Source organism: Coprococcus ammoniilyticus (assembly GCF_025567345.1).
Taxonomy (GTDB): domain Bacteria; phylum Bacillota; class Clostridia; order Lachnospirales; family Lachnospiraceae; genus Coprococcus; species Coprococcus ammoniilyticus.
On sequence record NZ_JAOQJS010000002.1, the window covers coordinates 280,529 to 296,517 of the forward strand.

Annotated in this window: 18 protein-coding genes; all 18 read left to right on the top strand. The window is 38.3% G+C overall.

Going from position 1 to position 15,989, the window contains the following annotated elements:
• Positions 1 to 30 precede the first annotated feature (30 nt).
• The 18 genes from radC (at position 31) to OCV60_RS03810 (ending at position 15,873) form a co-directional block, all read left to right on the top strand.
• A complete protein-coding gene (radC, locus tag OCV60_RS03725; protein ID WP_021943858.1) occupies positions 31 to 738 on the top strand; it encodes a RadC family protein in 708 nt (235 codons plus the stop codon).
• Positions 725 to 1,582: a rod shape-determining protein MreC gene (gene mreC / locus OCV60_RS03730; protein ID WP_021943859.1), complete on the top strand. Its 858-nt coding sequence runs from the start codon at positions 725 to 727 to the stop codon at positions 1,580 to 1,582. The genes radC and mreC overlap by 14 nt, the downstream gene beginning before the upstream one ends.
• 44 nt (positions 1,583 to 1,626) lie before the next feature.
• Positions 1,627 to 2,133: a rod shape-determining protein MreD gene (mreD, locus tag OCV60_RS03735; protein ID WP_173788658.1), complete on the top strand. Its 507-nt coding sequence runs from the start codon at positions 1,627 to 1,629 to the stop codon at positions 2,131 to 2,133.
• Positions 2,134 to 2,152: 19 nt separating this feature from the next.
• Positions 2,153 to 4,990: a penicillin-binding transpeptidase domain-containing protein gene (locus tag OCV60_RS03740; RefSeq protein WP_173788659.1), complete on the top strand. Its 2,838-nt coding sequence runs from the start codon at positions 2,153 to 2,155 to the stop codon at positions 4,988 to 4,990.
• 65 nt (positions 4,991 to 5,055) lie between these two features.
• Positions 5,056 to 5,853: a septum site-determining protein MinC gene (locus OCV60_RS03745; RefSeq protein WP_117784849.1), complete on the top strand. Its 798-nt coding sequence runs from the start codon at positions 5,056 to 5,058 to the stop codon at positions 5,851 to 5,853.
• A gap of 50 nt (positions 5,854 to 5,903) precedes the next feature.
• On the top strand, positions 5,904 to 6,698 hold the full coding sequence (gene minD / locus OCV60_RS03750; RefSeq protein WP_118674544.1) for a septum site-determining protein MinD: 795 nt from the start codon (positions 5,904 to 5,906) through the stop codon (positions 6,696 to 6,698).
• 18 nt (positions 6,699 to 6,716) lie between these two features.
• Positions 6,717 to 7,040, top strand: a complete 324-nt coding sequence (locus OCV60_RS03755) for a cell division topological specificity factor MinE (RefSeq protein ID WP_021943864.1) — start codon at positions 6,717 to 6,719, stop codon at positions 7,038 to 7,040.
• Positions 6,979 to 8,124, top strand: coding sequence for an FtsW/RodA/SpoVE family cell cycle protein (locus OCV60_RS03760; RefSeq protein ID WP_173788660.1), 1,146 nt, complete (start codon positions 6,979 to 6,981; stop codon positions 8,122 to 8,124). The genes OCV60_RS03755 and OCV60_RS03760 overlap by 62 nt, the downstream gene beginning before the upstream one ends.
• A gap of 10 nt (positions 8,125 to 8,134) precedes the next feature.
• Complete coding sequence (locus OCV60_RS03765; protein ID WP_021943866.1) at positions 8,135 to 8,530, top strand: methylglyoxal synthase; 396 nt, start codon at positions 8,135 to 8,137, stop codon at positions 8,528 to 8,530.
• A 17-nt stretch (positions 8,531 to 8,547) separates the two neighbouring features.
• Positions 8,548 to 9,519: a D-alanyl-D-alanine carboxypeptidase family protein gene (locus OCV60_RS03770; protein WP_021943867.1), complete on the top strand. Its 972-nt coding sequence runs from the start codon at positions 8,548 to 8,550 to the stop codon at positions 9,517 to 9,519.
• Positions 9,520 to 9,573: 54 nt separating this feature from the next.
• On the top strand, positions 9,574 to 9,993 hold the full coding sequence (locus OCV60_RS03775) for a hypothetical protein (RefSeq protein ID WP_021943868.1): 420 nt from the start codon (positions 9,574 to 9,576) through the stop codon (positions 9,991 to 9,993).
• A gap of 54 nt (positions 9,994 to 10,047) precedes the next feature.
• A complete protein-coding gene (locus tag OCV60_RS03780) occupies positions 10,048 to 11,439 on the top strand; it encodes a biotin/lipoyl attachment domain-containing protein (RefSeq protein ID WP_021943869.1) in 1,392 nt (463 codons plus the stop codon).
• A gap of 12 nt (positions 11,440 to 11,451) precedes the next feature.
• Entirely contained in the window at positions 11,452 to 12,147 is a 696-nt protein-coding gene (locus OCV60_RS03785) for a YggS family pyridoxal phosphate-dependent enzyme (protein WP_118674546.1), read from the top strand.
• Between the two features lie 12 nt (positions 12,148 to 12,159).
• The gene (locus OCV60_RS03790) at positions 12,160 to 12,753 is read left to right on the top strand and encodes a cell division protein SepF (protein ID WP_021943871.1); all 594 of its coding nucleotides are present in this window, start codon (positions 12,160 to 12,162) and stop codon (positions 12,751 to 12,753) included.
• 60 nt (positions 12,754 to 12,813) lie between these two features.
• Positions 12,814 to 13,560, top strand: a complete 747-nt coding sequence (locus OCV60_RS03795) for a DivIVA domain-containing protein (RefSeq protein WP_118674548.1) — start codon at positions 12,814 to 12,816, stop codon at positions 13,558 to 13,560.
• Between the two features lie 89 nt (positions 13,561 to 13,649).
• Positions 13,650 to 14,165 (top strand): signal peptidase II, encoded by a 516-nt coding sequence (gene lspA / locus OCV60_RS03800; RefSeq protein WP_117784843.1) that lies wholly within the window; start codon positions 13,650 to 13,652, stop codon positions 14,163 to 14,165.
• A 3-nt stretch (positions 14,166 to 14,168) separates the two neighbouring features.
• On the top strand, positions 14,169 to 15,086 hold the full coding sequence (locus tag OCV60_RS03805; RefSeq protein WP_262529350.1) for an RluA family pseudouridine synthase: 918 nt from the start codon (positions 14,169 to 14,171) through the stop codon (positions 15,084 to 15,086).
• Between the two features lie 172 nt (positions 15,087 to 15,258).
• Complete coding sequence (locus tag OCV60_RS03810; RefSeq protein ID WP_021943875.1) at positions 15,259 to 15,873, top strand: cytidylate kinase-like family protein; 615 nt, start codon at positions 15,259 to 15,261, stop codon at positions 15,871 to 15,873.
• Positions 15,874 to 15,989 lie beyond the last annotated feature (116 nt).

Sequence of the window (15,989 nt, forward strand, 5' to 3'; positions counted from 1 at the left end):
ATTGGAGAGGCGGAGAGAAAAGGAGGACATATGAATTCTAATTTTACAATGCGGGATATGGCTGTTACAGAGCGGCCATATGAAAAATGTCAGCAAAGTGGTCCATCCGCTTTGAATGATGCTGAACTGCTTGCAGTTATACTTCGAAGCGGAAGCCGAAAAGAAAATGCACTGGTTACAGCCCAGCGTATTCTGAACCGTCATTCGGTTCATAAAGGCTTAGTCGGACTGAAGCATCTGACATTGGAAGAACTGATGTCGATTGATGGGATTGGATATGTAAAAGCGATCCAGATGCAGTGTATCGGTGAATTATCAAGACGGATAGCGGAAGCGGAATATAAGCCATTTCTGACATTTGGGAATCCGCAGAGTATAGCAGATTATTTTATGGAACGTACCAAATATCTGGATAAAGAGCGGGTTTACAGCCTGCTGTTTGATTCCAGACATTGTTTGTTGGGAGAAAACTGTATATCAGAGGGAACAATCGATCATGCAGTTATATCTCCAAGGGATATCTTTATAGATGCCTTAAGCTATCACGCAGCATATGTTGTTTTGCTGCATAATCATCCATCCGGGAATCCGGAACCAAGCAGACAGGATATCTGCTTGACAAAGAGAGTAGCAGAAGCAGGCAGAATGCTTGGAATCCTGTTATCTGATCATATTATTATAGGGAATAATTGTTTTGTCAGTCTGGCAGAAAGAGGAATGTTGAATGAGACGTCGTAATAGAAAAAGAATAGAAATAACTCCAAAATATTTTTTGCTTGCATTAACGATAGTATGTGTAGTTTTAATGATCGCATCACTGTTTTTTGACAGTATAATGCCGTCAGTCCGTAAAGCAACAAACACGTTTATTCTTCCAATGCAAAAAGGAGTAAATACAGTAGGAAGCTGGGTAGAATCCAAGGTAGAAGCACTGAAAAATTACGAAGATATTGTGGCGGAAAACGATCAGTTAAAGGAACAACTGGATACCTATAGATCCACACTTGCCCAATATGAACAGAACTCTTATGAGCTGGACCGGCTGCAGAAACTGTATGAGTTGGATGCACAGTATACTGATTACGATAAAACAGGAGCAAGAGTGATATCTAAGGATACCGGAAACTGGTTTGATGTCTTTTATATTGACAAAGGAACCGATGATGGACTGTCTATTGGTTGTAATGTATTATATGGAAATGGTCTGTGCGGAATTATCACAGAGATTGGAGCGGATTATGCAAAGGTCCGTTCGATCATCGATGATACAACAAATGTAAATGCAACAATCCTGCCGGCTCAGGCAATCTGTAATGTATCCGGAAGCCTGACAAATTATGCAGACGGCTACCTGCTTGCGGAAAATATAGATAAAGATGCAGATATATCAGAAGGAGATCAGGTTGTGACCTCACATGTTTCGAGCAAATATCTTTCTGGAATCAATATAGGCTATATTGCAAAGATAGAAAATGATTCCAACAATCTGACCAAGACAGCGTATATTACGCCGGCTGCTGATTTTTCTAATATTGAAGAGGTTCTGGTGATCCGCCAGACAAAGAAAAATGTTACAGATTAAAAACAATTGATAGAACTAAATGGTAGAAGAAGGTTGAAACAGAATTGAAACGAGTATTTACATTAGGAATTTTGATCATTATATGTTTTGTATTACAGACGGCATTATTTCCCTATATAGAAATTGCCGGAACAGCACCGGATCTGATGCTGATACTGACAGTTTCTTTTGGTCTTATGCGCGGTAGAAAAGAAGGAATGCTGGTTGGTTTTTTCTGCGGTTTTCTGTATGATCTGTATTTTGGATATGCGATCGGACCGTTTATGATTCTTTATATGATTCTTGGATATTGCAATGGATTTTTCCACCGTTTATATCTGGTGGAAGATGTTCTTTTACCAATGCTGATCATTCTGATCGACGATCTGTTTTTTAATTTTGCAACATATATTATCTTTTTCCTGTTGCGGAACAGGCTGGAATTTTCAATCTATCTGAAGAATATCATTCTTCCAGAAATGATCTATACAGCATTGATCACACTCTTTACATTCAAATTTTTTGTATTTGTGAACAAGACACTAAAGCGTCTGGAAAAAGCAAACGAATAAGAACTGGAAGGAAAATACAATGATAAAAGAATTTTTGAATCTGATAAAAGAAAATATTGTAGAACATGTAAAACACCGGTTGTTTGTTGTGACATTGATCGTTCTGGTTCTCTTTGGTGTACTGGTTTACCGTCTGTTTGATCTACAGATCGTAAACGGAAAAAAGTATCAGGAAAGCTTTACCTATAAATCAGTGAAAACAGTCTCGGTGAAAGCAACCCGTGGAAATATATACGATTGTAACGGAAAACTGATTGCTTATAATGAAGCTTCCTATACATTGTCATATAACAGTGCTACCGATCTGTCAGAGATTGCTGCTGCACAGGGAACAACATCCAACGAACTGCGAAATGATATAGTATATAAAACGATCCTGATTCTGGAGCAGAATGGAGATAAAATATCAGTCAGTCTGCCAATCAAGCTGACAGGAAAAGGATTTGAGTTTACAGTATCAGGAACATCATTGAATACTTTTCTTATGAATGTATACAGTGCCAGCTCTGTCGATAAACTGACAGATCAGCAGGCATCCTCAACAGCAGAAGATGTATTCCGTTATATGAGAGGAAAGGATCTTTTCAATATTTCAGATACTTATTCGGATGAAGCAGCATTAAAGATTCTTGCCGTCCGGTATGAGATCTGGCTGAACCGTTACCAGCAATACATGTCTGTCCAGCTTGCGGATGGTATCAGCGAGGAAAGCTATGCAACGATCAAAGAAAATTCAAATGAACTGCCAGGCATGGAAGTAAACGTAGAATCCCACCGTGTCTATAATGATGCTATTTATTACGCACATATTATCGGATATATCGGAAATATCTCAAATGAAGAGATGGACAAATATAACGAGAATCTGGATGATTCCGAAAAATATACGGCTGATGACATGATCGGAAAAGCCGGGTTGGAAAGTGAATTTGAATCTTATCTGCGTGGTAAAGACGGATATCAGAAAATGTATGTAGATAATCTGGGGAAGGTGATCGAGATTATTGATTCGCAGGATTCTGTAGCAGGAAATGACATTTATCTGACGATTGACTCGGATCTTCAAAAATACTGTTATAATGCTCTGGAAAAGGAAATTACTTCCATCCTGCTTGCACATATTAAAAATGTAACAACATCAAATGACAAAGATGATATCCCGATCACTGACGTTTATTTTGCATTATTTGATAATAACATTATCAGCATTGACGATCTGGCAGCAAAGAATGCCACAGATCTTGAGCGTTCAGTAAATGATATATTTCAGAGTTCCAAAAGCTATACACTTGGAAGACTGGATGATATCCTGAATTCAAGTCATATACCATTATATAATCTGACAGACCAGTATCAGGATTATATGGAATTTATCTGCGAACAATTAAGTGATGCAGGCATTTACAGTCCAAGCAAGATATCAAAAACAGATGATACCTATGTATCTTATATCAATAATAATATTTCGCTGTGTGAGTATCTGAAATATGCGATCAGCCAGGGCGCAATCGACATTTCCTGTATTTCAACGAAAAGTGACTATTATGATACAGATGAAATCTACAATGTGCTGACGGAATATATTTTAAAAGAATTTGAAAATAATACCAGTTTCGACAAACTTGTTTTCAAATATATGATAATATCAGGAGAACTTACAGGAAGTCAGGTTATTAATCTGTTATATGACCAGGGTATCTTAAATATGGCAACAGATGAGGACTATTCCGATTATAAGGCAGGATCCATCAACAGCTTTGACTTTATGTGTAAAAAAATAGAACAATATGAGATAACTCCTGCCATGCTGGCACTGGATCCATGTTCCGGTTCGATCGTTGTGACTGATCCAAATTCCGGAGCTGTAAAAGCAATGACAAGTTATCCAAGTTATGATAATAATCAGCTCACAAATTCCATTGATGCAGATTATTATGCAAAGATTACGTCGGACAAGACAACACCAATGTACAGCAGAGCAACGATGCAGCAGACAGCTCCCGGATCCACCTTCAAGATGATAACTGCATTTGCAGCAATGAATGAAGGCGCAATCGGTATCAATGACGTGATCCAGACCAAAGGATATTTTGATAAAACAGAAACACCTGCGAAATGCTGGATTTATCCATCAGCACATGGAACGATCGGTATATCCAAGGCAATCGAAGAATCCTGTAACTATTTCTTCTATGAACTGGGTTACCGTATGGCAACACAAAATACCGGAACCTATAGCGATATCACTGGTGTAGAACGGCTTCAGAAATATGCAGGTATGTTTGGATTTGACAGCACCTCCGGCATTGAACTGCCGGAAAGTAAACCGCAGATATCAGATGCAGATGCAATCCGTACTGCGATTGGACAAGGTACAAATAACTTTACAGCAACACAGCTTGCCCGATATGTTACAACACTAGCAAACAGTGGTACATGCTATGACCTGAGTCTTGTTTCAGAGATCAAGGATATTAACGGTAATGTTGTATATAAAAATGAGCACAAGGTTCACAACCAGCTCGATTTTCCTGCCGAGCAATGGAATGTTGTCAGACAGGGCATGCGTCAGGTTGTTTCCGTCCATACGAGCAGCAGTGCTTTGATTAATCAGATCAATGTTGCAGTAGCCGGCAAAACAGGTACGGCCCAGCAGAGTGATGCCAGACCGAACCATGCGTTATTTGTATCATTTGCACCATATGAAAATCCTGAAGTTACGGTTACAAGTGTAATCCCGTTCGGATATTCTTCTGGTAATGCAGTCGAATTGACCGGACTTGTATATGCCTATTTATACGATCCGGATGTACTTGAAAATACAACGATCACCGGTAACAACGCACTTTCAGATTAAAAGATAAGACACGTCGGATAAATTCATTTTTGAACAGTTATATTTATGAAAACGAGGTAAGAAACATGGATACCGACGTTATTATTAAGGCGAACAGCCACGGGATCAGGATTATATTTCATAATGATGATCCATTGGAGCAGCTCCTGGTGGATATAAAAGAAAAATTACAGCATCAAAATGCATTTTTAAAAAAAGAAGGAAAAATTTCTGTTTCTTTTGAAGGACGGGAGTTGAGCCGAGAGGAGATTGCGCAGATTCTGTTTGCATTAAATCATCTGCCGGAGACTGAGGTGGAATTTATTTGCGATATTCCTGATAAAGGGAGAACAGAGGATCTCTGCAATCAGATTGATATTCCTCCGCACAGGTCAAAACACCGGCAGCCCGCCGCTGTCGGACATACAGCACATGTGGATCATGTTATTAGGCATGAAGCTCCTGCTACAGATACGGCCGCTTCAAATAAAAAAGTATCATCAGATGATACCGCAGGTCAGAATGTTTCATCTTCAGAAGATAACAACCTGTTTTTTTACGGAAACATTCGGAGTGGTCAAACACTTGAAGTAAAAAAAAGTATTATAATAATTGGTAATGTTGAAAAAAGAGCAAAGGTTATTTCCGGTGGAAATATCATTATCCTCGGCAGCTTGCAGGGAAGTGCAGTCGCCGGAAAAGATTTGCAGAAAAAACGCTTTGTACTGGCTCTTACCATGGAACCGGTTCATATAAAGATCGGAACTGTCAGCTATGCAGCAAAACGACAGTTCCATGATAAATTAAATACAAAGGATGCAGTGATAGCATACTGTGAAAATGACCAACTGATCTTTCAGCCGCTGTCGCAAGCTTCACTATAAGATAAAAATTCTAAAAATCAGTATGAAAAGATAATTTACGGAGGTGTTTTATGAGTGAAGTAATTGTTGTTACATCAGGAAAGGGAGGCGTTGGTAAAACCACAACTTCAGCCAATATCGGCACAGGTCTTGCAGGTCTGAAAAAAAGAGTGGTCATGATCGATACGGATATCGGACTGCGAAATCTGGATATCGTCCTCGGACTGGAAAACCGTATTGTTTATAATCTGGTTGATGTAGTAGAAGGAAACTGCCGCTATAAGCAGGCATTGATAAAAGACAGGAACAATCCGGAGCTTTTTCTAATGCCATGTGCACAGACCAAGGACAAAACCGCTGTTTCTCCGGAACAGATCATAAAATTGATCGATGAAATGCGTTCGGATTTTGATTATATAATCATTGATTGTCCTGCCGGAATCGAACAGGGATTTAAAAATGCTATTGCAGCCGCAGACAGGGCAATTGTTGTTACAACACCAGAGGTATCTGCGATCCGGGATGCAGACCGTGTTATCGGGCTGTTAGAAGCAAATGAGATTACGTCGATTGACCTTATCATCAACCGGGTACGATATGATATGGTAAAAAAAGGTGACATGATGTCTGTCGATGATGTTGTTGATATTCTAGCCGTCAACCTTCTGGGTGTAATACCGGATGATGAACAGATCGTTATATCAACAAATAAAGGAGAACCACTTGCTGGAAGCAATACAACATCCGGCAATGCCTATATCGATATCTGTAAACGGATTCTTGGTGACAGTATTCCCTTGACTGATTACAATACATCGATCCGGCGAAACCCTTTCAAACGGTTATTTCGAAAAAAACATGCATAAAAGGGGTGAGTGGTAGGAATGAAAGATATCAAGGTAATCAACAATGTTGTAAGTTATAATTCTGGTCATTATGCCAGAGAACGTTTAAAATATATCCTGATGGCCGACCGGATTGGATGTACGCCAGATGTCATCACAAGGATCCGGGATGATCTGTGTAAATGCGTTTCTAATTATGTTAATATTGATTCGCCAAATACAACCGTACAGCTTTCAGAATCCTTCCTGATCGCCAAGATCCCGGTTAAAGGAATACATATGAAAAAGGAAAAAGAAAAAGATGAAACACTTCAAACAGATGGACATATCAACGGAGAAAAAGTACAGACTGATCAATTATAATTTTAAGCTGATCCTGTTCGTGATCGCAGCCATGATCATGGGAAGCATTACGATCTGCAGCGTTCGTCCGGACTTCCTGACGAAACAATTGATCGGTGTCAGTGCATGTATCATCGGTATGATCGTTGTATCACTGATCGATTATGATTTTATTTGCAAATATTATATGGTACTCTATGTCATCAATATCGGCCTGTTGTTGCTGGTTCTTGTCGCAGGTTCCGGTGGCGGAGATACAGGAGTTCATCGATGGTTTTATATATCAGATTCGTTCACCATTCAGCCATCAGAATTTGCAAAAATCATTCTGATCCTGTGTACGGCTGTATTTCTGGAAAAAAATTATGAAAATCTTAACACGCCAAAAGTACTTGCAAAGCTTGCAGTATTTTTGGCTGTTCCTGTTGGACTGATTGTGGCCGAACCAGACCTTTCAACCTCAATCTGTGTTATGGCAACGCTTTTTATCATCATATTTGTCGGAGGGCTGAGTCTGAAGCTGATCGGTATCATGATTCTGGTCCTGGTTCCCGCATTTGGAGGATTTATCTGGTATATTCAGCAGGATAATCTGCCTCAGTTTTTGAAAACTTATCAGATTAATCGTATTCTGGGACATATATACGGAAGTGAATATGGTGCTTCGTCTGACCAGCAGGATAATTCAGTTATGGCAATCGGTTCCGGTCAGCTATCCGGAAAAGGAATCAACAATTCAACGGTAGCTACCGTAAAAGATACCAATCTGATTTCTGAGCAGCAGACAGATTTCATTTTTTCGGCGGTCGGAGAAGAATTAGGATTCATTGGAAGTGTTATTATTATTGCAATTTTATGCCTGATAGTGTTACAATGTATTCGGGTTGCCAGGCATGCAAAAGATAAAAAAGGAATGTATATTGCGACAGGTATTGGGGCGCTTGTTGCATTCCAGACATTTATCAACATTGGAGTTGCAACAGCACTTTTGCCGAATACAGGACTGCCGCTCCCGTTCATCAGTTACGGACTAAGTTCGCTTGTCAGTATGAGTGCCGGAATCGGACTCGTTTTGAACATAAACCTGCAAAAGAAAAAGTATTAGGAGGAGAGCTATGAATATAGGGTTAATAGCACATGACGCAAAGAAAAAACTGATGCAGAATTTTTGCATTGCATACAGAGGAATCTTAAGCAAAAATGAATTATATGCAACAGGAACGACAGGACGTTTGATCGAAGAGGTCACAAACCTTAATGTTCATAAATATATCGCTGGACATCTCGGAGGGGAACAGCAGTTAGGTTCCCAGATTGAAAATAATGATATTGATATGGTTATTTTCCTGAGAGATCCATTACATCCAAAGGCTCATGAGCCGGATATCAATAATATATTTTTACTTTGTGATATGCACAATATTCCATTAGCAACCAATCTTGCGACTGCAGAGCTTCTGATCAAGGCGCTTGATCGGGGCGATTTGGACTGGAGAGAATTTTACAAATAAACAATGGAGAGTTTGATATGAAATATCAGATAAAACTGCTGATTTCCATCCTGACAATCGGCATCCTGTTTACCGGATGTGCCAGACGAAGCTATGATACCAGTGATCAGCTTGTGCTTGGAATATCAGAAAATCTGCCGCTGTACAGTACAGACAGTTTCGGAGAAAACCATACGGTCATTCCGGATGGTGAAAGCCTGGCGGATGATAATTATAAAGATACAAAAGCTGCGGTACTGTTGAACGATACAACACAGGAAGCGTTGGTCGTCCATAATGCACATGATAAAATATATCCTGCCAGTATGACAAAATTAATGACAGGACTTCTTGTGATCGAAGCGATTGAAGATGGTTCCTTATCGCTTGATGAAACCATTACTTTAAGTCATACCGTTACCTTTCAGGAAAATAACGTCGGAGCTAGTGACCTGACAAAAGGATGTAAAGTTACAGTTAAGAACCTGTTATACGGATTGCTGATCCGTTCCTATAATGATTGTGGTGTTCTTTTAGCAGAACGGATTGCCGGCAGCGAAGATGCCTTTGTTGAAAAAATGAATGAACGGGCATATGAGCTTGGAGCTACGAATACGCATTTTGTGAACTGCCACGGTCTGCATTCGGATGACCATTATACAACTGCATATGATCTTTATCTGATCTTTTCAGAATTTATCAAACATGATCTGGCATATCTGATTGATTCCCTGACATCTTATGATTTTACATATACAGATGCAAATGGTGAAACAAGAAGCGTTACATTAGAAGCAACGAATGGATATATTTCAGGTGAATTTCAGTTCCCGGAAGGATATTCTTTGGGATCCTGGAAATCGGGAACGACGACGGCTGCGGGTAATTGTCTGATCCTTGAATTTGTAAAGGATGATACCGGCGACAAATATATCGCTGTTATCGCAGGTGCAGAAGACCGTAGTACGTTATATAATGATATGACAATGTTGATCAATACTGCAAAATAAACAGTTAATCAAATAACTGTTTTAATATATTTTAAATCATTCAGGAGGTTTATTATGATTCAGATTATTACAGGTGATAAAGGAAAAGGAAAGACAAAGGTTTTAATTGACAAGGTCAATAATGAAGTAAAGGTTGTAGCAGGTTCTGTTGTATTTATCGACAATAATAACAAGCACTTATATGAGCTGAGTAATCGTGTCCATATGATCAACTGCACTAATTATGAAGTTAATAATCTGGAGATGTTTGCAGGGTTTGTTCTCGGAATAATTTCCCAGACAAAAGATATAGAGAAGATTTACATTGATAATTTTACATCTGTTGCTTATGTCAATAAAGAGCAGGTAAAAGTAGCACTGGATATCATTAATAATATCAGTGAGAAATTTAATATCAGTATTATAATATGTTTTGCAACAGACAGTTCCGATGTTCCGGACGAATATAAAGATAATATCATTGCTGCTTTATAGTTCCATATCAACTGTCTTATACGCATATATTATATGGAGTAAAAGGAGATATATATGGCTTCCATAAGAAGAAAGAAGAGAAAATGGCAGCCGGTGAAGATCAGTTTTGGATTTGTCATATTTGCAATTATGTTTGTATACATGTTGATTCGTATCATTATGTCGCTTGGTGACCATGATCTGAGTGTATTTCAGGTGGAAGAGAGCAATTATGATACGAATTTTACTGCCACCGGACTTGCTGTGAGAAAAGAAACTTTGAATTACAGCTCTACCTCCGGATATGTCTGCTATTATATCCGGGATGGCGAAAAAGTTGCAAAGGGTGCCAGTGTATATTCTGTTGATGAAACCGGTTCCATGCAGGATGCATTGTTTGATGTTCAAAATAGCGGAAGCAGTGTGTTATCCGATAATGATTATAAAGATCTGAGCAAACAGATTCAGATTTTTAAAGCAGGATTTTCACCGTCAGATTTTTCAGAAGTATATGAATTTAAAAATTCCATGGACAATAAGGTTCTGGAAATGTATGAAGATATGGCGCTTGAGCAGTTATCTTCAAACCAGTCATTTGATTCAACTTTTTCAGCTTCGAAATCAAATGTCAGCGGTATTGTAACCTATTACATGGATGGCTTTGAAGGTTATGATATCAACAATCTTTCAGCAGATGATTTTGATAAAACAAAATATACCAAAGAAATGTTGAAAAAAAGCGATGTGGTTGAGTCCGGGAAACCTATATATAAGATCATAGATGATGAAAACTGGAAGATTGCAGTCATGCTTACGAAAGAAGAATATGCAAAAATCAAAAAGAACGAAACAATCCGGTTTACAATCAATGATTCATCCAGACGGTTATCTGCAAAGTATGAAACAGTTGAACAGGATGGAAATTATTTCATTATTATAAATATGCACCGTTATCTGGCAGAATATGTCGCTGATCGTTATCTGAATATCACATTTGTATTCTCAGAAACAAAAGGACTAAAGATTCCGAATTCAGCGATTACCGAAAAGGATGTTCTGATGATCCCAGTCAGCTATCTGACTGGAGGAAGCGGAACAACCGAGAAAAAATATTTTAATAAGATCGTATTAACAGCGGATGGGACAACTTCGGTTGAACAGATATCCCCTACTATATATTTTACAGATGATCATTTCTGTTATGTGGACCCGGCAGATATAGATGATAATACCGTTCTTGCAGCAAACGAATCAGATATTACATTTAACACATCTACCGCCGGCACATACAAATTAAAAGGTGTTTTCTGCGTTACACAAGGTTCTGCAGTATTTAAGCAGATCGATGTTATTGTAGATGGTGATGATTATTCGATCATTGATCCAAATACCGCATATGGTATCTCCGCTTACGACAGGATCGCATTGGATGCCACCTCCGTAAAGGAAAAACAGATCATATATTAGGAGTGATGAATGATGTTACAGGAAAATTATGAAAGCGTAGATAAAAAGATCACAGAAGCATGCAGACGGGCTGGTCGGAACAGGGATGCGGTTACTCTGATCGCTGTCAGCAAGACCAAACCGTTAAGTGATATTGAAGAATTATTACAGAATACAGATGCTGAAAATTTTGGAGAGAACAAGGTTCAGGAACTGGTCGATAAATATGAACATATATCCAGACCGGTCAAATGGCATATGATCGGGCATCTGCAGACGAACAAAGTCAAATATATCGTTGATAAGGTCTGCCTGATACATTCTGTTGATTCCGTGAATCTTGCAAAAACGATTGAAAAAGAAGCAGCAAAGCATAATGTTGTTGTTCCTGTTTTAATAGAAGTAAATGTTGCAGGGGAAGAAAGCAAGTTTGGTGTATCCGTTGAGGAAACGGAAGACTTGATCCGGCAGATCAAAGACTTTCCTCATATACATATTGATGGACTGATGACGATTGCACCATTTGTAGCCAATCCGGAAGAGAATCGCGTGCACTTCCGTCGCCTTAAGGAATTATTACTTGACATCAATTCTAAAAACATTGATAATGTTCATATGAATGTCTTATCAATGGGTATGACAAACGACTATGAAGTAGCTGTCGAGGAGGGTGCTACCATGGTCCGAGTTGGAACCGGTATCTTCGGTGAAAGAAATTATAATATTTAAAGGAGAACCATTATGGCAAAGAATGGAAAAAAAAGCTTTCTGGATTTTTTCAAAGTAGATGAGTCCAGTGATGAATATGAAGATGATTTATTTGAAGATGATGAATATGATGACGATGACGAAGAGGATTTCGAAGAGGATTATGTTCCAAAGACCAAAGCTGTAAACGGACGTGCATCTTCCTTTACCGCTGCATCACAGACAGCAGCCCAGCCTGCAAAAAAACAGAAATTTACAAAAGCTGCCAGAACATCAGCTCCAGCATCATCAGGCAATTCAAAACTTGTATCTTTTAACAACAGAAGCCAGGGAGGTTCCCAGCAGGTATTTGTTATTAAACCAGATGAATTTGATGATGCCCAGATGATCATTGACCATTTAAAGGGTGGTCAGGCGATTGTGATCAATATGGAAGGTATGGAGTTATCAACAGCCCAGCGTATCATTGATTTCATTGCCGGCGCATGTTATTCCTTAGATGGTTCATTACAGGCGATATCCGGTAATATATTTATTGCAGCACCTGCTGACATCTATGTATCAGGCGATCTCAGAGAAGAGTTATTAAATGATGCTTTTCTTTCTCCTGAATTAGGAAAATATTAAGTCAATTTTGATATCAGTCTGTATCAACATATTCTGAAGGTATGATAGGGAGGATTACAAATGCTTACACCTGTTGATTTACAACAAAAGAAATTTCAGCATGGCATGGGGTATACAAAAAAAGATGTTGACTCATTTTTTGACATTGTTGTCATGAGTTATACGGAATTATATAAGTCTAATGCTGAATTAACAAATCAGGTAAAAACACTTACCGATAGTCTGGTTCATTACAGAACAACAGAATCGAAGCTTCAGAAATCACTTATGCTTGCAGAGAAGAATGCAGAAGAAGCTACGAAGAATGCAAATGACAAGGCTAAAATCATTGAAAATGATGCCAAAATCAAGGCAAATAACATAGTTCATCAGGCACGGGAAGAGCTGGATCGGATTGAAGACAGCATTGAAGGAATCAAACAGCAGTATCGTGATTATACAATGGCATTTAAAAATCTGATGGATTCTCATCTTCAGTTTCTTGCTACCAATCCAATTAATGAAGAATTGGGAGTAGACTTTGATGAGATCATGAAGGATGCCAAGTATTTCAACGGAAATGCTGCCGTCTATACACCAGGTTCATCTGGCAGTGAAAACGCTGGATCAGGTTCCTTTGCATCCTTTGGAGGAGATCCTCAGGGCAGAGAAGAATCTACACTCGGCGGTGGCGGAGGCTCAGGAATGGGCGATTCCACACTTGGTGGAAGTGCAGGCAGCGGCAATGTTGCCAGTGATTCTTCTGTTTACACAAAAAATTTAGGTGGTGGATCATTTGTTGATCCATTCAAATTCAGAAACGAATAATATAATAGAATTTTTCTTTAATTCCCTGTCTGAATGAATGTCGGACAGGGAATTGCTAATAAAAGATATACTCCAGAAAGGTAACGATAATGAAAAAAAACAGTATTCTTGCATGTATAAGTATACTTCTTTTGATCGGACTGGATCAGTTTGTGAAATTTCTGATCACAAGTCATATGGCTTTATATGACACAAAACCTGTTATCAAACAGGTTTTTCATATTACATATATTCAAAATAAAGGAGCTGCATGGGGCAGCTTGCAGGGAAAGCGTTATTTTCTGCTGGCAATAACCATTCTTGTTCTGGCATTTCTTGTATATTTTTATGTTCGGATGTTAAAGCTGAATAAGTACAAAGATCTTCGGATTTTATTTATTTTTGTTTTTTCCGGAGCTGCCGGAAATATGATCGATCGTATCCGTCTTGGTTATGTAATAGATATGTTTGATTTCCGTCTGATCAATTTTCCGGTCTTTAATGTTGCAGATATCTATGTAACCTGTAGTATGATCATCCTGTTGGTTTTTATCCTGTTCAAATACAAGGATAATGAACTGGACGATCTATTTGGAAAGTCAAAGAAAGATTCAAAGCAGGAATAATATATGGAAACTTATAATATTGAAGCAGATGAAAACTGGAAAGGCAAACGGGTTGATAAAAGTTTAGCCGATTACTTTGACGATTATTCGCGCTCATTTCTGAAAAAACTGTTAGATGATGGAAATGTACTGGTGAATGATAAAAAGGCAAAACCAAGCTTGAAAATCGCGTCTGGTGACAAAATAGATATTACGATTCCGGATATTTCACCTGTAGAAATTGAACCGGAAGATATTCCGCTTGATATCGTATATGAAGATGATGATATCATCATTGTAAACAAACCAAAGGGCATGGTCGTTCACCCGGCTCCCGGACATTATTCCGGAACACTGGTAAATGGTCTGATGTATCATTTCAAGGATTCTTTATCTGGCATTAACGGAGAACTTCGTCCCGGTATCGTGCATCGAATTGATATGGACACAACCGGGCTTCTTGTTGTCTGCAAAAATGATGCTGCACATAATTTTCTGTCGGAGCAGCTTGCCGTTCATTCGATTACAAGAAAATACTATGCGATCTGCTATAATTATTTTACAGAAGATGAAGGTATGGTAGATTTTCCGATTGGAAGACATCCAACCGAACGTAAAAAAATGGCGGTTAATTATAAGAATGGCAGACATGCAGTCACCCGTTATAAAGTTCTGAAAAAACTGAAAAACAATTTCTGTCTGATCGAATGTCAGTTGGAAACCGGACGGACACATCAGATCCGTGTCCATATGGCATATATCAAGCATCCGCTTTTAGGAGATGCCGTATATGGACCTAAAAATCAGCCATATCACCTGCAGGGGCAGACACTTCATGCCGGTGTACTTGGTTTTATTCATCCGTCTACAAAAGAATATGTGGAATTTTCAAGTGAACTCCCTGAGTATTTCCAGAAACTGTTAAAACAACTGGAGCTTTAAAATTCGTTTTATATTAATTTTAATATAAAACGAATTTTTTGATTTACATTTTTTTGTGGAAATGTTATAATTTTTATTATAAAAAGTAAACAAATTTATAGTTTTTATACAGAAAACAGTTGTTTATTATTTATAGCAAATTAAAATCATACTTGCAAAGGGGGCTTTTATTATGGCTTGCAATAAAATCATTACAATAGGACGACAGTTCGGAAGTGGCGGAAGAGAAGTCGGACAGAAACTTGCTGAAAAGCTTGGTATTCCATTTTATGATAAGGAACTTTTAAAGATAGCGGCAAGAGATAGTGGCATCTGCGAAGAATTATTTGAGAATTTTGACGAGAAACCAACAAACAGTTTTCTCTATACATTGGTAATGGATCCGTATTCATTGGGATTCGGAACATCCGGCGAGTTACCACTGAATCATAAGGTATTCCTGGCTGCATTTGACACGATCAAATCTATTGCGGAAAAAGATGGTTCCTGCGTATTTGTAGGTCGTTGTGCCGATTATGCTTTAAGAGATTATTCCAATATTGTAAATGCATTTATATATGCTGATATCGATGATCGTATAAAACGTATTGCGCAGAAATATGAACTGACTGATGCGAAAGCTAAGGATCTGATCCGTAAAGAAGATAAGTCACGTGCATCTTACTACAACTATTACACATCCAAGCGTTGGGGCGAGATGAAAGGCTACGATATCTGCCTGAATTCCAGCCAGTTTGGAATTGATAATTGTGTAGATATGTTATACGATGCCGTTACCAAATATTAATGCAATATATAATACATATAATTAATAACCATTCATACAGGTATTCTTGATAATACTTTATGGCTCGGATAAATGACAAATGATATTACATAATGAAAAATGTGCTGAGAAAAACT